The sequence below is a fragment of the Streptomyces sp. R33 genome (assembly GCF_041200175.1).
GTDB lineage: Bacteria > Actinomycetota > Actinomycetes > Streptomycetales > Streptomycetaceae > Streptomyces > Streptomyces katrae_B.
This window is the reverse complement of sequence record NZ_CP165727.1, coordinates 2,441,336-2,460,578: the sequence shown is the minus strand read 5'-3', so window position 1 is coordinate 2,460,578 and position 19,243 is coordinate 2,441,336. Positions and strand designations below refer to the sequence as shown.

General features: G+C 73.3%; 19 protein-coding genes. 9 read left to right on the top strand and 10 right to left on the bottom strand.

Translation table 11 applies throughout. The annotated features are described in order from the left end of the window. Nucleotides 1-50: 50 nt before the first annotated feature. Nucleotides 51-818, bottom strand: a complete 768-nt coding sequence (locus tag AB5J51_RS11400) for an aminoacyl-tRNA hydrolase (RefSeq protein ID WP_369777625.1) — start codon at nt 816-818, stop codon at nt 51-53. 71 nt (nt 819-889) lie between these two features. Between AB5J51_RS11400 and AB5J51_RS11395 the strand changes: the two genes are divergently transcribed. Genes AB5J51_RS11395 through AB5J51_RS11380 form a run of 4 tightly spaced genes read left to right on the top strand, consistent with a single transcriptional unit; the run spans nt 890 to nt 3,241 of the window. Continuing rightward, a complete protein-coding gene (locus AB5J51_RS11395) occupies nt 890-1,564 on the top strand; it encodes an AIM24 family protein (RefSeq protein ID WP_030294108.1) in 675 nt (224 codons plus the stop codon). After that, a complete protein-coding gene (locus AB5J51_RS11390; RefSeq protein WP_136223057.1) occupies nt 1,561-2,376 on the top strand; it encodes an ATP-binding cassette domain-containing protein in 816 nt (271 codons plus the stop codon). The genes AB5J51_RS11395 and AB5J51_RS11390 overlap by 4 nt, the downstream gene beginning before the upstream one ends. After that, on the top strand, nt 2,373-3,026 hold the full coding sequence (locus tag AB5J51_RS11385; RefSeq protein ID WP_053788388.1) for a hypothetical protein: 654 nt from the start codon (nt 2,373-2,375) through the stop codon (nt 3,024-3,026). The genes AB5J51_RS11390 and AB5J51_RS11385 overlap by 4 nt, the downstream gene beginning before the upstream one ends. Before the next feature lie 14 nt (nt 3,027-3,040). Further along, nucleotides 3,041-3,241 carry a hypothetical protein gene (locus AB5J51_RS11380; RefSeq protein ID WP_159047257.1) on the top strand — a complete coding sequence of 67 codons (201 nt, stop codon included), beginning with the start codon at nt 3,041-3,043 and terminating at the stop codon, nt 3,239-3,241. Between the two features lie 16 nt (nt 3,242-3,257). Here AB5J51_RS11380 and AB5J51_RS11375 read toward each other — a convergent pair whose 3' ends face one another. The 5 genes from AB5J51_RS11375 to zapE all read right to left on the bottom strand — a co-directional run bounded on the left by AB5J51_RS11375 (nt 3,258) and on the right by zapE (nt 8,389). Continuing rightward, on the bottom strand, nt 3,258-4,184 hold the full coding sequence (locus AB5J51_RS11375; protein WP_369777623.1) for a polysaccharide deacetylase family protein: 927 nt from the start codon (nt 4,182-4,184) through the stop codon (nt 3,258-3,260). Between the two features lie 83 nt (nt 4,185-4,267). Next, nucleotides 4,268-5,230, bottom strand: coding sequence for a PPK2 family polyphosphate kinase (locus AB5J51_RS11370; RefSeq protein ID WP_369777621.1), 963 nt, complete (start codon nt 5,228-5,230; stop codon nt 4,268-4,270). An 80-nt stretch (nt 5,231-5,310) separates the two neighbouring features. Continuing rightward, a complete protein-coding gene (locus tag AB5J51_RS11365; protein ID WP_136223065.1) occupies nt 5,311-6,663 on the bottom strand; it encodes an alkaline phosphatase PhoX in 1,353 nt (450 codons plus the stop codon). 165 nt (nt 6,664-6,828) lie between these two features. After that, nucleotides 6,829-7,254 (bottom strand): OsmC family protein, encoded by a 426-nt coding sequence (locus tag AB5J51_RS11360; protein WP_030863232.1) that lies wholly within the window; start codon nt 7,252-7,254, stop codon nt 6,829-6,831. Between the two features lie 70 nt (nt 7,255-7,324). After that, the gene (gene zapE, locus AB5J51_RS11355; protein WP_369780246.1) at nt 7,325-8,389 is read right to left on the bottom strand and encodes a cell division protein ZapE; all 1,065 of its coding nucleotides are present in this window, start codon (nt 8,387-8,389) and stop codon (nt 7,325-7,327) included. A gap of 84 nt (nt 8,390-8,473) precedes the next feature. On the opposite strand from zapE, the gene AB5J51_RS11350 reads away from it, so the two are divergent. The 5 genes from AB5J51_RS11350 (at nt 8,474) to AB5J51_RS11330 (ending at nt 16,295) form a co-directional block, all read left to right on the top strand. After that, entirely contained in the window at nt 8,474-9,247 is a 774-nt protein-coding gene (locus AB5J51_RS11350) for a pyrimidine reductase family protein (RefSeq protein WP_133896583.1), read from the top strand. A gap of 148 nt (nt 9,248-9,395) precedes the next feature. Further along, nucleotides 9,396-9,863 (top strand): indole-3-glycerol phosphate synthase, encoded by a 468-nt coding sequence (locus tag AB5J51_RS11345; protein ID WP_078987572.1) that lies wholly within the window; start codon nt 9,396-9,398, stop codon nt 9,861-9,863. Nucleotides 9,864-9,944: 81 nt separating this feature from the next. After that, nucleotides 9,945-11,342: a UDP-N-acetylmuramate--L-alanine ligase gene (gene murC, locus AB5J51_RS11340; RefSeq protein ID WP_133896582.1), complete on the top strand. Its 1,398-nt coding sequence runs from the start codon at nt 9,945-9,947 to the stop codon at nt 11,340-11,342. A 24-nt stretch (nt 11,343-11,366) separates the two neighbouring features. Then, nucleotides 11,367-11,774, top strand: a complete 408-nt coding sequence (gene msrB / locus AB5J51_RS11335; RefSeq protein WP_053788380.1) for a peptide-methionine (R)-S-oxide reductase MsrB — start codon at nt 11,367-11,369, stop codon at nt 11,772-11,774. 288 nt (nt 11,775-12,062) lie between these two features. Continuing rightward, nucleotides 12,063-16,295, top strand: a complete 4,233-nt coding sequence (locus tag AB5J51_RS11330; RefSeq protein ID WP_369777619.1) for a trypsin-like peptidase domain-containing protein — start codon at nt 12,063-12,065, stop codon at nt 16,293-16,295. A gap of 27 nt (nt 16,296-16,322) precedes the next feature. On the opposite strand, the gene AB5J51_RS11325 is transcribed toward AB5J51_RS11330, so the two are convergent. The 4 genes from AB5J51_RS11325 to AB5J51_RS11310 all read right to left on the bottom strand — a co-directional run bounded on the left by AB5J51_RS11325 (nt 16,323) and on the right by AB5J51_RS11310 (nt 19,148). Continuing rightward, the gene (locus AB5J51_RS11325) at nt 16,323-17,066 is read right to left on the bottom strand and encodes a hypothetical protein (RefSeq protein WP_369777617.1); all 744 of its coding nucleotides are present in this window, start codon (nt 17,064-17,066) and stop codon (nt 16,323-16,325) included. Between the two features lie 19 nt (nt 17,067-17,085). After that, nucleotides 17,086-18,015 carry a hypothetical protein gene (locus tag AB5J51_RS11320; protein WP_133896580.1) on the bottom strand — a complete coding sequence of 310 codons (930 nt, stop codon included), beginning with the start codon at nt 18,013-18,015 and terminating at the stop codon, nt 17,086-17,088. 90 nt (nt 18,016-18,105) lie between these two features. Further along, entirely contained in the window at nt 18,106-18,528 is a 423-nt protein-coding gene (locus AB5J51_RS11315; RefSeq protein WP_063785212.1) for a helix-turn-helix transcriptional regulator, read from the bottom strand. Continuing rightward, complete coding sequence (locus AB5J51_RS11310) at nt 18,525-19,148, bottom strand: LuxR C-terminal-related transcriptional regulator (RefSeq protein WP_324616747.1); 624 nt, start codon at nt 19,146-19,148, stop codon at nt 18,525-18,527. The genes AB5J51_RS11315 and AB5J51_RS11310 overlap by 4 nt, the downstream gene beginning before the upstream one ends. Between the last annotated feature and the right edge of the window lie 95 nt (nt 19,149-19,243).

Below are 19,243 nucleotides of genomic sequence, written 5' to 3'. Positions count from 1 at the left end.
TTCAGAGCAACATTTGAGGTTCCGGGTCCGTGCTGTCGGGGCCGGCCGGGTCAGCGCGACACGCCGCCCGAGAGCCGCGCCCGCAGGGCCGGATGGTCTGCGACCACCGTCGCCGAACCGGGGGCGATCTCCGTGAAACCGGCATCCCGGACCACCGGCAGCCCGCTCCCGTTCAGCTCCGCCCACCGCTCGCGCGCCGCCGTCCGTACGGCCAGCCGGAAACCGGAGTCCTGCCAGGCGGTGCGCTCCGCACCGGTCAGCTCCCACCACGCCAGCTGCGCCGCGTGCCCGGCCTGGGCCATCGCCTTGCCGGCGGACATCTCCAGGTCCGGGTTGAGCCACAGCACCGCAGTCCCCGCGGCGGCCGGGGCGACCGGCTCGGGGTCGTCCAGGTCGGTCCCCGAGACCTGGAGCTTCGCGAGCTCCTTGGGCCAGCCGTCCAACGGCACCGGCGGGAAGACCCGTACCTCCACCGCGTCACCGTGCACCGTGACGCCGGGCAGGGTGCCGGCCTTGCGCCACTCCGCCCCGCGCGCCCGCCGCACCACCTTCCGGATCCGTGCGTCCTGCCAGTCCCGGACCGCCTCGGCCCACTCGCCCTCGCCGTGCGCCCGCTCGTCCGTCAGCAGGACCAGTACCGCCCGGGCCGCCGTCTCCAGCGCGTCCGTCCGGGCGGGCGGCTCGGCCTTCTCGATCCGCACCACCAGGGGCAGTACGAACTGCGGTGCCTCGTCGCGGGCGACGTGCTCCTGCCGGAACGGGCTGTCCGCCCCGACCGCAGGTACGTCTGAAGTGTGGTTCCGGTGCTGGCTGCTCATCCCGCCAAGGATGCCAGCCTCCGACTTGAGGATGATGCCGCGGGGTCCCGGGCCGGGTGAGGATCGGGGTCATGAAGAGCGATCTTTTTGCGTCCGAGAACCTGGCCCAGCCGTCGGCAGCTCCGGGCATGACCCTGCAGAACGCCAAGTCCGTGAAGTACACCGTCAACGGTGAAATGCTGGCCCGTCAGGGCTCGATGGTCGCCTTCCGGGGGAACCTCCAGTTCGAGCGCAAGGGCCAGGGCATAGGCGGCATGCTCAAGCGCGCCGTCACCGGCGAGGGCCTCGCGCTGATGTCCGTCCGCGGACAGGGCGAGGCCTGGTTCGCGCACCAGGCCGGCAACTGCTTCATCATCGACTTCGAACCCGGCGACGCGCTGACCATCAACGGCCGCAACGTGCTCTGCTTCGACCCCACGCTCTCGTACGAGATAAAGATGGTGAAGGGCGCCGGCATGACCGGCGGCGGCCTCTTCAACAGCCTCTTCACCGGCACCGGCAAGCTCGCCGTGGTCTGCGACGGCCACCCGATCATCATCCCGGTGACCGCGCAGAGCCCCGTGTACGTGGACACCGACGCGGTGGTCGGCTGGAGCGCCCAGCTGGAGACGGGCCTGCACCGCTCCCAGTCGGTCGGCTCGATGATCCGCGGCGGCTCCGGCGAGGCCGTCCAGCTGATGCTGCGCGGCGAGGGCTTCGTCATCGTCCGCCCCAGCGAGGTGACCGAGACGGCGGCGGCGCACTGAAGCTGACCGGTGTGGGCCGCCGCTACGGACTGCGGCGGCCCTGGGTGCTGCGCGGGGTCGCACTCGACCTGCCGCCCGGCGCCCTCGTCCGCATCGAAGGCCCCAACGGCGGCGGCAAGTCCACCCTGCTGCGGATCGTCGCCGGGATCGACACCCCGTCCGAGGGGCGGATCACCGGGCGGCCGCGGCGCACGGCCTACGTGCCCGAGCGCTTCCCGGCGGCGCTGCCGCTCACCGCGACGGCCTACCTGACCCACATGGGACGGGTGCACGGGCTGGCACGCGCCGAGGCGGCGGCCCGGGCGGCCGACTGGCTCGAGCGGTTCGGGGCGGCCGGGTACGCGCACACCCCGCTGGCCGAACTCTCCAAGGGCAGCAGCCAGAAGGTGGCCGTCGCGCAGGCGCTGCTCGCCGAGCCCGGGCTGCTCGTCCTCGACGAGGCCTGGACGGGGCTGGACGTGCCCGCCCGCACCGAGCTGGACCGTGCCGTCGCCGAGCGGACCGCAGCCGGTGGCACGGTGGTCTTCGTCGACCACGACCCGGCGCGGCTCGCCGGCTCGGCCGATGCGCACCACCGGGTCGAGGGGGCCGGGCTGGTTCCGGTACGGGAGGCTGCCGGCGCGGGGCCGTACGTACGGATCGAGGCCGCCGGACCGCCCGGCGCCGAGCCGCCCGCGGGCCTGGCCGCCGCGCCCGCGCCCGGCGGGGGCCTGCTGCTGACGGTGCCCGCCGCCCGGTCCGACGCCGTGCTGCGCGAGCTGCTCACCGCGCCCGCGCCCTGGCACATCAGAGCCGTGGAGGAACTGCCGTGACCGGCCTGCTGCGTTATCAGAGCGTGCTGCTGCTGCGCTCCCAGCGCTGGATCGCACCGCTGCTCGTGTACGCGGCGTTCCTGGCCGCAGGGGTCCGACCGGGCGATCCCCTGCTGGACTCGCTGGGCTTCGCGGCCGCCGGACTGGTGCCGGTGACGGCCTGGCTGGTCCGGGTCTGCGTGACCAACGAGCCCGACGCCGCCCGCGACTGTGCGGCCGCCGCGGCCGGTCCCGTACGGGTGCACGCGGCGGCCCTGCTCGTCGCGCTGGGCGGGGCGCTGCTGGCCGGGGCCGTGGGCACGGTGGTGGTGCTGCTGATCGGCAGCCCCGGGCGCACGGTGGAGCCGCAGGACGCCGCCCTGGCCGGGGTACTGGCCGCCCTCGCGTGCGCGCTGACCGGGGCGGCCGTGGGGGCGCTGTGCAGCCGGCCGCTGCTGCGTTCGACGGGCCTCGCGGTCCTGGCGGGCGGCCTGGGCTCCCTGCTGGCCTGGGGCATCGCCGGCTCCCCGGCGCGCAGCGCGGTGACCGCGCTGGTGGAGGGTTCCCGGGTGGAGGCCGTGACGCTGCCGCTGGCGGCTTTCGCGGGGGCGGTGGTGCTGGCCTGCGGGGCGGGCGCGGTGGCCTGCTTCGTCAGCGCGCGCCGGGGCTGAGTACGCTCGGAGGCATGGACGAAGTGGACGCGCCGACCGGAACCGAGTCGTACTGCCCCGCCCCGGCGGCGCCGGCCGGGCGGGTGGCCGGGCCGCCGTACGCGGACTGCGTGGAGTGCGGCAGGCCCACCGAGTACGGGGTCGCGACCCCGGGCCGGGTGCTGTGCCCGGTGTGCGAGTGGCAGGACGCGCAGCGCTCGGCCTGCTCCGGCTGAGGCCGCGCCACCCCGCCTACTTCCCGATGAGTTCGGACACCTTCACGAAGCGGTAGCCGCGCTTGCGCAGCTCCGGGACGATCTTCCGGATGGCCTCCTCGGTGACCGGGGCGGCGCTGCGCGTGCAGTGCATCACCACCACCGAGCCGGGCTTCACCCCGGTGAGGACCTGCTCGGCCACCGCGTCCGGGTCCTTGGCGAAGGCGTCCCCGCTGACCACGTCCCACTGGACGGCCGTGACCTTGGCCGTGGACACGGCGCGCAGCGCCTGGTCGTCGTAGCAGCCGCCGGGGAAGCGGAAGTACGGGACCGTGTTGACCGCGCCGGCCGTGCGGAAGGCGGCGAAGGCCCGGTCCACGTCGGCCCGCGCGGCGGCGGCGTCGAGCGCGGGGAGCCCGTAGCAGGGCGAGGTGAAGGCGTGGTGGCTGTACGAGTGGTTCGCGATCTCGAAGTTCGGGTCGGTGCCGATCGACTTGGCCTGGTCCGGGTACTCCTCGGCCCAGCGGCCCGTCATGAAGATCGTCGAGGGCACCTTCAGCCCCCGCAGGGTCGCGATCAGCTGGGGGTTGTCGAAGTGCTCCCCGTCCGCGGCGCGCTGCCCCTGGTCGGAGGTCATGTCGGCGTCGAAGGTCAGTGCGACGGTCTTGTCGGTCTGCTGCTTCGCCCGCTCGAAGACCGGGGTCAGGCCGTTCGGGCCGGGCGCCAGGGTCGGGGCCTTGGCGGGCGGCGGGGAGGCGGCCGGGGAGGAGCCGGCCGTGTGCGGCGAGGCGGGGGAGACCGGCGGCGCGGAGGCCCCGGGGGTTCCCATACGGGCCTGGCCGCCGGCACCGGAACCGGCACCGGAGCCGGAGGTGCCGCTGCCGCCTCCGCAGCCGGCGAGGGCGGCGCAGAGAGCGGCACTGAGGGCGGCCGCGACCGCCACATTGCGCACAGAAAGGGTCACGCAGGCAAAATATATGACCATCTGCCAAGCAGATCGCAGCGGCGCGGGGGCGGGCCCGCGAATCGCCCGCCCGCCACGTCCCCTCAGGTTTCGAGCAGCCGGGCGCGGCACGCCTCGACGTCGAAGTCGGCCGCGGGATAGCGCGGACCGATCTCCTCCAGATGCTCCAGCAGCAGCTTGCTGACCGCCCAGTTGCGGTACCACTTGCGGTCCGCGGGGACGACGTACCAGGGTGCGGTGTCTGCGGAGCAGCGCTCCAGGGCCAGCTCGTACGCGTGCCGGTACTCGGACCACAGGCCGCGCTCGTCGATGTCGGCCCGGCTGAACTTCCAGTGCTTGTCGGGGTTGTCGAGCCGCTCCAGGAGCCGCTTGCGCTGCTCCTCGTAGCCGATGTGGAGGAGCACCTTCACCACGGTCACGCCGTCCTGTGCGAGGGACTCCTCGAACCGGTTGATCTGGGCGTAGCGGCGGTTCAGCTCGCTGCGCGAGACCAGCTCGCGGACGCGGGCGACGAGGACGTCCTCGTAGTGCGAGCGGTCGAAGATGCCGATCTCGCCCGGCAGGGGGAGGGCCTGCTTGATGCGCCACAGGAAGGGGTGGCTGTGCTCCTCGGGGGTGGGCGCCTTGAAGGCCCGGATACGGCAGCCCGCGGGGTTGAAGAAGCCGATCACGTGTTTGACGGTGCCGCCCTTGCCGCTGGTGTCCGTGCCCTGGAGTACGAGCAGGACGCGGCGGCGGTCGCCGGCGGTGCTGGCCGCGTACAGCCGTTCCTGGAGGGAAGCGAGCGGCCCGGCCAGCTGCGCGGTGGCGGCCAGGCCGGCGGCCTTGCCGGCGGGGCCGCCGGGGGTCGCGGCGGGATCGAAGGCGCCGAGGTCGATGCGTTCGCCGGCGGGGACGCGGAGCAGCGGCCGCAGCGGGGCGTCGGGGGCGGGCGGCTCGGCCCGCCCGGCCTTCTCGGCCCGCTTCGGGGCCTTGCCGGCCTTTGCGCCCTTGGCGTCCTTGCCCTTCTCGTCCCTCTCGTCCTTCTTCTTGGTCTTCTTGGCCACCGCCACCTACCCCGATCCGGTCGATTCCCTCCGATCCTCCACCAGATCGGACGGGGTCGCGAGGACACGGCGGCCGGTCCTCAGCGCCAGGGACCCGTCACGGCGAAAGTGGTTCCCGGCGTGTAGGCGTTGACGTACATCGTCCGCCCGTCCGGGGAGAAGGTGACCCCGGCGAACTCCCCCCACTCGGGGGCGCCGGGGCGGCCGATGTCGTCGGCGTTGCGGGCCATCGGGTAGACCTCGCCGGCCGGGGTGACGCCGAAGACGTACTGCGCCCCGCCGCCGTCCTCGCACACCATCAGGCCGCCGTCCGGGGCCAGGCAGATGTTGTCGGGGGAGTCCCCGGGCAGCCGGATGTCGGCGGCCGGGCCGAAGAGCACGTCCAGGCGGATCGTGGCGCGCCGCGGGTCGTGGAACCACACCTGTCCGTGGTGGTCGGCGGCCGCGCCCTCGAGCGTGCGGGCGTAACTGGAGACGAAGTGGACGCCGCCGTCGCCCCAGTAGCAGCCCTCCAGCTTCTGCGCGTGGGTGATCCCGCCCGGCCCGAAGTCCTGGAACCGGATCGGGGTGCCGGCCGCGGAGGGATCCGGTACGGGGACCCACTCGACCGGGAACTCGGCGCCGGGCTCGTCCACGACGCAGAGGTCGGCCAGTCCCGGGACGCGCATGGCCTGGAGGGTGCCGCCGGCGCGGAGGGAGCCGGGGCCGCGGAGGGGCTGCGCGGGCAGGAACCGGTAGAAGAGCCCGAAGGGCTCGATGAAGGCGTCCTCGGTCTCGTAGACGGTCCCGCGGTACGGGTCCACGGCGACGGCCTCGTGCGCGAAGCGGCCCATCGCGGTGAGCGGGACGGCGCCGGAGCGGTGCGGGTCGGCGGGGTCGACCTCGAAGACGTAGCCGTGGTCCTTGGTGTACCCGGAGGTCCCGGCCCGGTCCTCGGTCTCCTCGCAGCTGAGCCAGGTGTTCCAGGGGGTGCGGCCGCCCGCGCAGTTGACGGCGGTGCCGGCGAGGGCGACGCGCTCGGCGGTGACGCTGCCGCCGGCGTCGAGATCGAGGAGGGTGCAGCCGCCGAGCGCGTGGGGGTCGTAGGTGAGGCCGTCGACGGCGGGGACGCGGAGGGCGGCGGTGGTCCGGTTCTCGTGGTTGCGGACGAGGCGGACGCGGCCGGAGCCCGCGTCGAAGGCGGCCATGCCGTCGCAGTTGGCCGGTACGGTGCCCTCGCCGGAGCGGAGGGGGCCGCCGGCGCGGGAGAGCACCCGGTAGCGGAAGCCGGCGGGGAGGTCGAGCAGCTGCCCGGGGTCGGGGAGCAGCGGCCCGTACCCCTGCAGGGGCGGGGTGGCCCGGGAGCTCCCGGCGAAGAGGGCGCCGAGGGCTCCGGTGAAGGCGATGCCGGTGCCGGCTCCGGCGGCGAGCAGGGTACGGCGGCTGACGGACATCGGCGGCTCCCGGGGCGAGGGGGTGACGGGGCCGTGTTACCACGCGGCCCCGCCCCCCGCGCCAGGACGCGCCGAGCCACGCCCCCGCTCCCGGCGGCCCGGCCCCGCGCCTCGAACGCCGGCGAGGCGGGATGCGGCCGGCCGGCGGCGCTGCCGGCCGGACCGTCAGATCAGCTCTGCGCTCAGGGTGATCGTCGTGCCCGTCAGGGCCTGGCTGACCGGGCAGTTCTTCTTCGCGTCCTCCGCGGCCGCGGCGAAGCCCTCGGCGTCCAGGCCGGGGACCTCGGCGCGTACCGTCAGGTGGATGCCCGTGATGCCCTCACCCGGCTGGAACGTCACATCGGCCTTGGTCTCCACCCGGGTGGGCGGGGTGCCGGCACCGTCCAGGCCGTGCGAGAGGGCCATCGAGTAGCAGCTGGAGTGCGCGGCGGCGATCAGCTCTTCCGGGCTGGTCTTGCCGTTCGCGGCCTCGGCGCGCGAGGGCCAGGAGACGTCGAACGAGCCCTGACCCGAGGAGTCGAGGGTGACGACACCGGCGCCCTTGAGCAGGTTGCCTTCCCAGTTGGTGTGCGCGGTACGCGTGGTGGCCATGGTGGATCCCTTCGGAGGATGGGGGTACGGCCGGACCGTCGTCCGTACGGAACGGCCGGCGCCTCCAAACCTACTGGGACACCAGGGGTTTCGCGTCGCGCGCCAGGGCAGTGAGCCTCGAGATGGCCCGGAAGTACTTCTTGCGGTAGCCGCCGTTCAGCATTTCTTCGCTGAAGAGCCTGTCGAAGGGGACGCCCGATGCCAGCACCGGTATCTCGCGGTCGTAGAGGCGGTCGGCGAGGACCACCAGCCGCAGCGCCGTCGACTGGTCCGGGACCGGGCCGACGTCGGTCAGGCAGACCGCCGTTATGCCGTCCGTGAGGGCGCCGTACCGGCTGGGGTGGACCCGGGCCAGGTGTTCGAGGAGGCCCGGGAAGTCGTCCAGGCTCGCGCCCTCGGTGGCGTACGCGGCCTTGGTGACCTGCTCGTCCGAGAGCGGCGCCGGCGCCTCCGGAAGGCCGCGGTGGCGGTAGTCCTGGCCGTCGATGCGCAGGGGGCGGAAGTGCGCGGAGAGCCCCTGGATCTCCCGCAGGAAGTCCGCGGCGGCGAACCGGCCCTCGCCGAGCTTGCCGGGCAGGGTGTTGGAGGTGGCGGCCAGCGCCACGCCCTGCTCGACGAGGCGGCTGAGCAGTGAGGAGACGAGGACGGTGTCGCCCGGGTCGTCCAGTTCGAACTCGTCGATGCACAGGAGGCGGTGGCCGCCCAGGGTCTGGACCGTCTGCTGGAAGCCGAGCGCGCCGACCAGGTTGGTCAGCTCCACGAACGTGCCGAAGGCCTTCAGTGCGGGCTCGGCCGGGGTGGCGTGCCACAGGGAGGCCAGCAGGTGGGTCTTGCCGACGCCGTAGCCGCCGTCGAGGTAGACCCCGCGCGGGCCGGTGGCGGCAGGGGCCTTCTTCGCGAACCAGCGGCGCTTGCCGCCGCCGCTCGCGTGGGCTCCGCCCAGCCCGGCGGCGAAGCCGCTGAGCACGGTGACGGCCTCGGACTGGCTCGGCTGACCGGGGTCCGGGTTGTACGTGTCGAAGCGCACCGAGTCGAAGCGGGGCGGCGGCACCATCTCGGCCACCAGCCGTTCGGCGGGCACCCGCGGCTCGCGGGCGCACAGGGCCTGCGGGCCGACGTCGGCCGGGCCGGCTATCGGGGGTCGCCCGTAGGTGGATCCGGAGGTGGAGAGTGATGTTGACACAGCTCTTAACTCTACGGGGCGTGGCACACTGCACCGATGCGACGCCTGTTCCCTGTGACCGATCAGACACCAGCCGACCACGGTGACCGCGAGTGGTCGCTGGACGAGCTGGCGGATGCGTACGCGTACCCCGAGCCCGGCCCGGAGGGCCACTGGCTGCGGGCCAACATGGTCTCCACCCTGGACGGCGCGGCCCAGCACGACGGGCGCTCGCAGCCGATCTCCGGCGAGACCGACATGCGGATCTTCGGCACCCTGCGGGCCCTGGCCGATGTGGTGGTCGTCGGCGCCGAAACGGTTCGCCAGGAGGGCTACCGCCCGGCCCGGGCCCGGGAGGCCTTCGCGGCCCGGCGCGAGGCCGCCGGGCAGGGTCCCGCGCCCGCCATCGCGGTGGTCACGGCCAGCCTCGACCTGGACTTCTCGCTCCCGCTCTTCACCTCCCCCCTGGTGCCCACCCTCGTGGTGACCGGGGCGACCGCGCCCGCCGACCGGGTGGCCGCCGCCGTCAAGGCCGGGGCCGAGGTCGTGGTGGCCGGCAGCGGGGCCGGCGCGGATCCGGCCCGGGTGGTGCGGGAGCTCGCGGACCGGGGGCTGCGCCGCCAGCTCACCGAGGGCGGGCCCCGGCTGCTGGGGCAGTTCGTGGCCGCGGACGCGCTGGACGAGCTGTGCCTGACGATCTCGCCGATGCTGGCGGCGGGCGGCGCCCAGCGCATCTCCGGAGGGCCCTCCGTCGCCGTGCCGCACCGGCTGGCGCCCGCCTCCGTACTGGAGGAGGCCGGGTTCCTCTTCACGAGCTACCGTCGGATCTGAGAAGGGGCGGAATTTCTTGTTCCGCTTAGCTTCCGGTGGGCACATACCTGGGCAGACATACCCCCGCAAGGCCCCGTGCGAGAGCGGGGCAGGATGGTTTCCGCAGGGGCCGGCCGACCGGCCCTGGCCCATGAAGGAGAGGGCGTCCGTGTTCACGAGCGTATTGATGATCGAGCAGCCGCTGACCAGCGTCGACGTGGACTTCGTCACCAGCCTGCACGGGGACGACCCGGTCTCCTTCCTCGTCCTCATGCAGCCCCGGGGCGACCAGGACCGGCTGCTGCGGGCCATCGACGACGTGGCGCTCGGCGAGCTCCCCGAGGCGCTCCGCGAGGCCGACGTACCCGAGGGCCACGCCGCACGCGGCCCGGCCGAGCAGGCGCTCGTCCACTCCCTGGAGGCCCTGCGCAGGAAGGGCGCCAAGGCCAGCGGACAGATCATCGAGGACCACCCGCTCGACAAGCTGAAGAGCGTCGTGGAGGAATCGAACGCCGACGAGGTGATCGTCCTGACCGCCCCGCACTTCGTCGAGGAGTTCTTCCACCGGGACTGGGCCTCCCGCGCGCGCCACAAGGTCGGGGTTCCGGTGCTCAAGCTCTTCGCCCACAACGAATAGGCTGGCGTCCGACACACGCGCCGGGACGGTCCGCACGCCGAGACCCCCGACGTACCGACCCGCACTCTGGGGAGATCCCGTATGACGCCGCCCGGCCTGCCGAACGCCATGGAACGCCCGCACTTCATCGGCATCGGCGGCGCCGGGATGTCCGGCATCGCGAAGATCCTCGCCCAGCGCGGCGCGCAGGTCGCCGGCAGTGACGCCAAGGACTCCGAGACGGCCGGGGCGCTGCGCGCCCACGGCGCCACGGTCCACATCGGGCACGCGGCCGGACACCTGGCCGATGACGCCACCTGCGTCGTCGTCTCCAGCGCCATCCGCGCCGACAACCCGGAGCTGGCCCGCGCCGCCGAGCTCGGCATCCCCGTCGTGCACCGCTCGGACGCCCTGGCGGGCCTGATGGACGGCCTGCGGCCCATCGCGGTCGCCGGTACGCACGGCAAGACCACCACCACCTCGATGCTGGCGGTGTCCCTGTCGGCCCTGGGCCTGGACCCCTCGTACGCCATCGGCGGGGACCTGGACGCCCCCGGCTCCAACGCCCACCACGGCGAGGGCGACATCTTCGTGGCCGAGGCGGACGAAAGCGACCGCAGCTTCCACAAGTACACCCCGCAGGTCGCGATCATCCTCAACGCGGAGCTCGACCACCACGCGAACTACGCGTCGATGGAGGAGATCTACGAGTCCTTCGAGACCTTCGTCGGCAAGATCGTGCCCGGCGGCACCCTGGTCGTCGCCCACGGCCAGGCGGGCGCCGCCGAGATCGCCGGCCGGGTCCGCGGCGCCGAGGGCCTGAACGTCGTCACGTACGGCGAGGAGGAGGGCGCCGACGTCCGGATCACGAAGATCACGCCGCGTGGTCTGACCAGCGAGGTCACCGTGGTCATCGGCGGCCGGATGCTCACCTTCACCGTCTCCGTGCCCGGCCGCCACTACGCGCACAACGCCGTCGCGGCCCTGGCCGCCGGTGTCGCCCTCGGCATCCCGGCGCACAACCTGGCCTCCGCCCTCGGCAAGTACACCGGCGTCAAGCGCCGGCTCCAGCTCAAGGGCGAGGCCGCCGGCGTCCAGGTCATCGACTCCTACGCGCACCACCCGACGGAGATGACCGCCGACCTGGAGGCCATCCGGGGCGCCGCCGGGGACTCCAGGATCCTGGTCGTCTTCCAGCCGCACCTCTTCTCCCGCACCCAGGAGCTGGGCAAGGAGATGGGCCAGGCCCTCTCCCTCGCCGACTCCGCGGTGGTCCTGGACATCTACCCGGCCCGAGAGGACCCGATCCCCGGCATCACCAGCGAGATCATCATCGCGGCGGCCCGGACCGCGGGCGCCGACGTCACCGCCGAGCACGACAAGGCGGCCGTCGCCGACGTCATCGCGGGAATGGCCAAGCCCGGTGATCTCGTTCTCACCATGGGCGCGGGCGACGTCACGGACCTCGGTCCGGCGATCCTCGCCCGGCTGACGGACTGAGTGAGACGAGGGAGCGGGAGAGTCATGTCGTACGAGGTCGAGAAGACGGACGAGCAGTGGCAGGCGGAGCTGACGCCGTCCGAGTACCAGGTGCTGCGCCTGGCCGGCACCGAGCCTGCCTTCCGCGGTGAGTACACCGACACGAAGACGGCCGGCGTCTACTCCTGTCGCGGCTGCGGTTCCGAGCTCTTCCGCTCCACGGAGAAGTTCGAGTCGCACTGCGGCTGGCCGTCCTTCTTCGACCCGAAGGACTCCGACGCCGTCGAGCTGAAGGCGGACGTCTCGCACGGGATGGTCCGTACCGAGGTGCTGTGCGCGAAGTGCGGCTCCCACCTGGGCCACGTCTTCGAGGGCGAGGGCTACCCCACGCCCACCGACCAGCGCTACTGCATCAACTCCATCTCGCTGCGGCTGACGCCCGACGAGAGCTGAGGTACCAGCGGGTCTGCGCCTGCGCCTGCGCCCCCGCTCTGCGCACGATGTCGCCCCGCCGGGCTGTTGCCCGGCGGGGCGACGGCTTCCGATCGGGTTGATCCGGTGGAAACCCTGCGCGGAACCGGGGGCCGGAGGTACTTTCCGACCACCTGTCAGACGGGCACCTGCCAGATCCGGCCGGTGGGCGAAAGCACGTGGAGGCGGGGCCGGGTGCCCCGGAGGGGGAAGTATGGCGTACCTCGTTGCGGATGCAGTGGAGCCCGGGGTGTCCGGGGAGTCCGCGCCGTGAGCGACGCAGCTCCGTTAGCAGGGGAGAGGCCCGGGCCCAAGGCCCTCGATGCGGCCCTGCTGCGGATCCGCGACGCCCGGGGCGAGCCCGTCGGCCTGGGCTTCCTGGTCTCTCCCGGACTCGCCCTCACCTGCGCTCATGTGGTCTCGGCCGCGCTCGGCACACCGCTCGGCGCCGAGCCGCCCGCCTCGGCCCGCCTCCACGTCGACCTGCCGCTGCTCCCCGGCGGGCAGCGCGGCGTGACGGCGAGCGTCGCGAACTGGGTGCCTCCGCAGCAGTCCGGCGCCGGCGACATGGCAGTGCTGCGGCTGAGCGCGCCGCTGCCCGGGGGCCGGCCGGTCAGGCTGGTCGAGACGCAGCACGAGGACCTGTGGGACGACCCGGTGCGGGCCTTCGGCTTCCCGGCGGGCCGCCCGGGCGGGGTGTGGCATTCAGCCGTCCTGCGGGAAGGACAGGCCACCGGATGGATCCAGGCCGATCCCGCGTCCAGGGAGGGCTATCGGGTCACCCGGGGATTCAGCGGCAGCCCGGTGTGGGACGACCGGCTCGGGGGCGTGATCGGCATGATGGTGCAGGCCGAGGCCGGAGAGCCCCAGGTGAGCTATCTGATCCCCACGACCGGTCTGCTGGCCGCCTGGCCCGGACTGAGCGAGCTGGCCCTGCCGCCCTCACCGTTCCGTAGCCTCGCCGCGTTCCAGGAGTCCGACGCCGCCGTCTTCCACGGCAGGGGGCCCGAGAGCCGGGACCTGGCCGCGGAACTCACCGTCCGGCGGTGGGTCACCGTCGTGGGGCCCTCCGGCTCGGGCAAGTCCTCACTGGCCCTGGCCGGGATCGTGCCGCGCCGACGGGCGGCGGGCGACGCGGTGGTCGTCCTGCGCCCCGGGTCCGGCAGCACCCCGCTGACGGCCTTCGCCGCCGTGCTGCTGCCCCTGCTGGAGCCCGGTCTGTCCGAGACCGAGCGCCTCACCCGGCTGCCGGCCGTGGCCGGGATGCTGGCCGGGGGCGGCCTGGCCGACATCGCGGCCGGGCTGACGGCCGGGCGGCCCGGCCGGCGGCTGCTCGTCGTGGTCGACCAGTTCGAGGAACTGCTCGCACGCGGCGCGGCGGCCGTGGACCAGCTGGCCGCCGTGCTCTACCACGAGGCGCTGCCGTCGGACGTCCGCGTGCTGACCACGCTGCGCGCGGACTTCCTGGAGGCCGCACTCGACCACGCGAGCCTGGGGGAGGTGCTCCGGAACGGCATACGCTACCTGGGCCCGCTCGGACCCCGGCAGCTCCGCGAGGCCGTGACCGCTCCCGTCGCCGCCGTCCCCGGCGTGCGGTACGAGGCGGACCTCGCCGACCGCATCCTGGCCGACACCGGCACCGGGCACGGGGCTCTGCCCCTGCTCGGGTTCACCCTCGACCAGCTGTGGCAGCGCCAGAGCGGCGGACTGCTGACCCACGGGGCGTACGGGGCCCTCGGCGGTGTCACCGGCGCCCTGTCCGCCTACGCCGAGGAGATGTGGGCCGAGTACGTACCGGATGCGGACGCCGTGGCGGCCCGGACGCTGTTCACCCGGCTGATCCGGGTACCGATCGGCTCGGCGGCCGCGACCCGCCGCACCGCGGCGCGCCGCGAGCTGGGCGACGACGAAGCGCGCATCGCCCAGGCCCTCGCCGCCACCCGGCTGCTGGTCGCCGGCACCGATGCCGAGGGCACCGAGACCGTCGAACTCGCCCACGAGGCACTGATCACCGGCTGGACGAGGCTGGCGGGTTGGGCGGCGGCGGACCGGTCCTTCCTCGACTGGCGGGAGTCCCTGCGGCACGACATGGACCGCTGGGAGTCCGGCGGCCGTGCCCCCGAGCTCCTGCCGTCCGCCTCCGCGCTGGCCGGAGCCCGGCAATGGCTCGACGCGCGCGGCGCCGAACTGACCGATGCGGAGCGCGACTACCTGGAGCGGGGCCGCACCCACCACCGCTCCCGCACCCGCATCCGCCGGACCCTCTTCTCCGGCGGCGCGATCGTCCTGGTCCTGGCCCTGCTCTTCGGTGGGATGTTCGCGTACGCCAGCGGCCAGAGCCGCGACCGCCAGGCGCTGGCCGGTTCCCGCGCCCTGGCACAGGTCGCGCAGGACGAGGCGGTCAACGACCCGGTCCGGGGCGTCATGCTGGCGATCGCGGCGTACGACACCGCGCCGACGGAGGAGGCGCGCAACCAGCTGCTGCGCCAGTACCTGACGTACGCGGACGCGGACCGGGTGCTGTCCGGACCGTCGGGACCGATCGCGCAGTTCGACACCAGCCGGGACGGCGAGGTGGTGTTCGCGCGGTCGACCGTGGGCCGCGCCGTGGTCATCGTGCACGCCGTCTCGGGCACGGTGCGCAGCGAAATGCTCGACGCGAAGCAGGTGGTCACCGCGGTGGTCTCGCCGGACGGCAGCCGGGCCGCGTTCGTTGCCGACGACGGAAGCGGCGGCTGGTTCGAGGTGCACGCCGACGGGGACCGGGTCATCGGCCAGGTGCACCGGCTGCCCAAGGTGGCGGGGGCGCAGCAATTCGGAGACCCGGCACGGGGGGTGGCGATGTCGGCCGACGGCCGCCGGGTCGCCGTGACGACGGAAAACAGCCTGGTCTGGTGGGACCTGGACACGGGTGCGCAGGGCGGATCGGTGGCGCTGCCCGGCCGTCCGAACGGCAGCCTGTGGTTCGCGCCGGACAACCGGACCCTGCTGGCGGGGCTCTGGCGTGGCGAGGACCTGGACCAGGGGCATCGCCTCGTCGCCCTCGACCCGGCCGGCGGCCCGGCCCGTGAGGTGGTGGGCGAGGCGTACGCGTTCGTGCCTTCCGGCGACCGGACCAGGGTCATCGTCTGCCGGAAGCAGGGTGACGGTTCCGTCTTCAGCCGGCTCCGGCTCTCCGACGGCGTCCAGGAGGGCGGCCAGTACCTCTCGGAGAGCTTGTGCCCCGACGGGGTCGCCGACGGGACCGGGCGCAGGGTCGCCCTCAAGAACAGCGACGGCCTGGCCCTGGTCGACCTGGACGAGCAGAAGGAGATCGCCCGCGCGACGGCCCGCGACGGGACCAGTTCCAACTCCCTGCACCTGGTGTCCCGGGAGGGGAAGCTGTCCGTCGCGACGATGAGCAACAGCACCCCGTGGATCGCCCACACCCGGATCTGGCCCGCGCCGCAAAGGCTCGAGGTGAGCGAGCAGCGGCTGACCCCCGACGGCAGCAGGACGATCACCATGCTCAAGGGCGGCGCGTCCCTGCAGCTGAGGCCCGCGGCGGTGGACGACGACCGGCTGCTCGCCGAGGCGCCGCGGCCGCAGCCGTACTTCGCACCCAAGGTCCCCAGAATCCCGCTGCGCCGGGACGGCAGGCTCCTCGCCGACCGGGACGGGAAGAACACGGTCTCCGTCCGCGAGGTGTCCACCCTGCGGCAGACGGTCCGGATATCCACCGCGATGCCACCGTCCGACGACGCGTTCGGCTACTACTTCCACCGGGACGGGAAGCTGGTGACCTACGCGGGTACGAAGGTGCAGCAGTGGGACCCGGAGACCGGGAAGGAGCTTGCGCACTTCGATGCCAAGGACCTGCTCCCCGGGAGCGGCGCTGCGGACAGGGCGCCTGCCCTGAGCGTCGTCCCCTACCCGGTCGCGAACCAGGTGTTCGTGCTCGTCCCCGGCGATCCGATCGTGCGCATCGCCGACGTCACCACGGGCCGCACGGTCGCTACGGTTCAGGTCGCCGAGGACGCGATCGGTGTCCAGTTCGAGCCCAGCGGCCGCTACTTCGCGCTGATGAGGAGCGGCGGGATCATCGAGCTGTGGCGAAGGGACCCGCTGCGCAGGGAGCTGGGACCGCTGCCCAGCGTCGGGGACTCCGCCGGCACGCAGTACGTCGCATGGTTCGTCGACAGTGACGGCCGCTACGTGGTGGCCGCCAACAGCACCATCCGCACCTTCCGGATCGGGGCCCAGGCCTCTCTGGACTCCTACGATTTCGGCCAGACCAAAGACCGCTTCGGCGGCCGGGGCGGGTACGAGTTCATGGATCTCTCGAACGACGGCAAAACGGTGATCTACCTCGACCCGAAGGGCAACGGCGGCCCGCTGCGCCTCGACCCCGGCCTCTGGCAGCGCGAACTGTGCAAGGTCACGGGCGGCCGGGAGTTCACCGCCGAGGAGCGACGGACCCTGCCCGTCCACGTGCCGACCCGGCCCGTCTGCGCAGGGCGGTAGCCGGGGCGGCCGCGCGGGGGTCCCCGGTCAGACCGCGACGCGGTCCACGGCGGGGAGGAACTGGTCGTAGAAACGGGTCTTGAGGTGGAGGGCGCGCTCCTCCAGTTCGCGGAAGCAGTCGGTCGACTCCTCCTGGGCGAGGAGTTCGGTCACCCGCGTGGCCAGGCGGTCGGAGTGGGAGCCGGACAGCAGGGAGAGCGTCGCCAGGGAGTGCGTCTTCGCGTCGTGGAGGTGGTGCGGGTAGTAGAAGCGGGAGCGGTTCCTGCCGTCCTCGGTCAGCAGGGGCGCCATCCGCTCCCACAGCTGCCCGTACTCGACGGAGACCAGCACCTCGCCCCAGAACCGCAGGATCGTCAGCAGCCGCAGGTCGGCATTCGCGTGGCCGCCCGCGTCGGCGATCAGCTCCAGGGTGTCCCGGATGGCCTGCTGCGTCTCGGCCGTGGGCCGCGAGGCCGCGAGGGCCGGGCGGGAAACCCCCAGCCGGCGCATGTCCTGCGTCATGTCCTCGCGGTGCGAGGGCGTGAGGCCGTGGCCGTCCGGATACTCCTCGCGCAGGATGACCCGGGCGATCCGCAGCCCCTCCTCGTCCCGTAGCAGGTCGATCGCGAGGTCGTAGGAGGGCGTGAAGGCGAGGGAGACGAAGCGCCGCTGGAGCAGGAGCGCGGCGAAGTCCTCGTCCTGGAGCCCGGCGGCGTTCGCCAGGACCGGATGAGCCCTGAACTCCTCGATCAGTGAGTCCTCGAACGCGTCCAGAGCGTGCAGATCGTGCATGGCCGTACCTTTCCGTGGATCACAGGCTGATGCTTGCCACCGACGTGCGCCAGTCGAGGAGGTCCACGTCCTTGCCGATGCTCCACAGCGTGCGCAGCTCCTGCTGGACCTCCTCGCCCATGACGGTGTCGCCGCCGTCGATCTCGATCTGGGTGGAGTCGATGGCGAGTTGGCCGTGCAGGAAGGAGCTGACCAGAAAATGCTGGTCGACTTTGAACACGGCGAGGGAGGGCAGGGAGTTGTAGAGCCGCACCTGCAGGCGCGCCCGGCTCCCGGCGGGAAGGTCCCCGTTCAGCTGGGCGAGTCCCGCGAGGCAGGATTCGACGCCGGCCCTCACGTTGACCGCCAGCGCGGGGTCCCGCACGGCTCGCAGCGCCTCGTCGCGCAGCCCCGCCACCGGCGAGGAGGGGTGCAGCAGCAGGATGCGTACGTGGATCTGCTGATCGACGAGCGCCTTGCGCAGGGCGGCCCTGAGATGGTGCAGGTTGGGGATCCAGGTCTGCAGGATCACCAGCTCCTCCCCCGCCCGCTCGAGCAACCCCGTGAACTCTTCTTCGGGGAAGCGGCTGTGCACCCCGACCACGCCGCCGTAGTGCTGCCGCTTGAGGCGCTGGGCGATGGCGTCGATGTCCAGTTTGGACAGGTGTGCCTCGACGTTGTCGTTCAGGGCGTCGATCTTCGTCCGGACGCTGGTGTCCAGGGCCTTGACGTCGTCCTGCACCTCGTCGAGCCGTTTCAGGCGGTCGAGTTCCAGCAACAGGAACACCGTGACCGTGCTCAGGATGAGCAGCGTGACTTTGGGGAGCGCGCCTCCGGGGGCGAGTGCGTCGAGCCAGCCGAAGAGGTCCGCCAGCAGGACCACCACGCCCGACGTGGCCAGCAGGCCGAGTGCGATCTGCTCCACCCTCCGGCGCACGTCCGCGCTCCGACGGCGAATTCCGTTGCTCATGTCACCCCAACCCCCGCCCTGATCAGCCTACTTGAGCGCCGACGGTACACCCGCGGCGCGATCGGCAAGTGCGCCTTTCCGGCCAACACCTCAGATGAGGCTGTGCCGTACCGCACAGGCCACCGCGTGGGCGCGGTTGCGGGCCTGGAGGCGGGACATCAGCTCGTAGATCACGTTCTTGATCGTGTGCTCGGAGCAGGACAGGGTGCGGGCGATCACCGCATTGCCGTGGCCCTCCGCCATCAGCGTGAGCACCGCGGTCTGGCGGACCGTGAGCCGGGGGGCGTCCGGCGGGGCCGCGGACCGGAGCCCCGGCGCGGTCGCGGCGGAGGTGCCGGCGACGGCGGCCGGGCCAGCGGTCGTGCCGGCGGTCGTGGCCGCGCCGAGCAGGCGGACCAGGGCCGGGTACGGCATCAGGCCGTCCCCCGCCTGGCGCAGCAGGCTCAGCCGGTCCGGCGCCGCCGGGACCCGTACGGGCGCGCTCTCGCGCGTGAGTTCGGCGACGGCGCTCACAGCAGGCCCACCCGGAGGGCGTAGGCGACCGCGTGCGCACGGTTGCGCAGCCGGAACCGCTGGGTGATGTCGTGGACGACGCTCGTCACGGTGCGCGGCGAGTAGCACAGCTGCTTCGCTATCTCGTTCGTCTCGTGGCCGTCCGCGACCAGGCGCAGCACGCTGCGCTCACGGTCGCTCAGGCCGGCCGCCGCCCACGGGTCCGTACCCCCGTCGGACCCGCTGCCCGTCCTGCCTCCGGCGCCGGAGCGCTCCAGCAGCCGGTCCAGCAGGTCCGGCGGCAGCGTGCAGTCGCCGCGGGAGGCGGCCAGTACGGCGCGCGAGAGTCCCGCGACGTCCGCCTCGCGCCGCCGCAGCAGACCGCGGGCGCCGGCCGCTATGGCGTGCAGGGCGCCGTCGGGCGCCAACTCGCCCGCCACCAGCACCACATCGGGGCGGGCCGGGGCCTCGCGGACGGTGCGCAGGACGTCGAGCTCGGGCCGGCCGACCTGGTCCACGGTCATGACCACGACCCGCGGCGCGCCGCCCGGCGCCGTCAGGCACACCTCCGGGCAGGCGAACAGGGTGCTCTTGGTTCCGGCTTCCAGCACGGGGTCGAACGCGACGACGTCGACAGGCACGGGTACTCCCACCAGGTCCTCCGATGATCATCCGCCGGCCGGGGTAGCCGGACGGGCGGAAGGGGCACTGGACCCAGGCTGCGGGGCACCGGCCG

What these genes read in the sequence shown, in the direction of transcription:
- AB5J51_RS11320 (WP_133896580.1), bottom strand. Translation starts at nt 18,015, where the DNA reads ATGAGCAACGGAATTCGCCGTCGGAGCGCGGACGTGCGCCGGAGGGTG.
- msrB (WP_053788380.1), top strand. Translation starts at nt 11,367, where the DNA reads ATGTCGTACGAGGTCGAGAAGACGGACGAGCAGTGGCAGGCGGAGCTG.
- AB5J51_RS11400 (WP_369777625.1), bottom strand. Translation starts at nt 818, where the DNA reads ATGAGCAGCCAGCACCGGAACCACACTTCAGACGTACCTGCGGTCGGG.
- AB5J51_RS11360 (WP_030863232.1), bottom strand. Translation starts at nt 7,254, where the DNA reads ATGGCCACCACGCGTACCGCGCACACCAACTGGGAAGGCAACCTGCTC.
- AB5J51_RS11380 (WP_159047257.1), top strand. Translation starts at nt 3,041, where the DNA reads ATGGACGAAGTGGACGCGCCGACCGGAACCGAGTCGTACTGCCCCGCC.
- AB5J51_RS11365 (WP_136223065.1), bottom strand. Translation starts at nt 6,663, where the DNA reads ATGTCCGTCAGCCGCCGTACCCTGCTCGCCGCCGGAGCCGGCACCGGC.
- AB5J51_RS11395 (WP_030294108.1), top strand. Translation starts at nt 890, where the DNA reads ATGAAGAGCGATCTTTTTGCGTCCGAGAACCTGGCCCAGCCGTCGGCA.
- AB5J51_RS11350 (WP_133896583.1), top strand. Translation starts at nt 8,474, where the DNA reads ATGCGACGCCTGTTCCCTGTGACCGATCAGACACCAGCCGACCACGGT.
- AB5J51_RS11325 (WP_369777617.1), bottom strand. Translation starts at nt 17,066, where the DNA reads ATGCACGATCTGCACGCTCTGGACGCGTTCGAGGACTCACTGATCGAG.
- murC (WP_133896582.1), top strand. Translation starts at nt 9,945, where the DNA reads ATGACGCCGCCCGGCCTGCCGAACGCCATGGAACGCCCGCACTTCATC.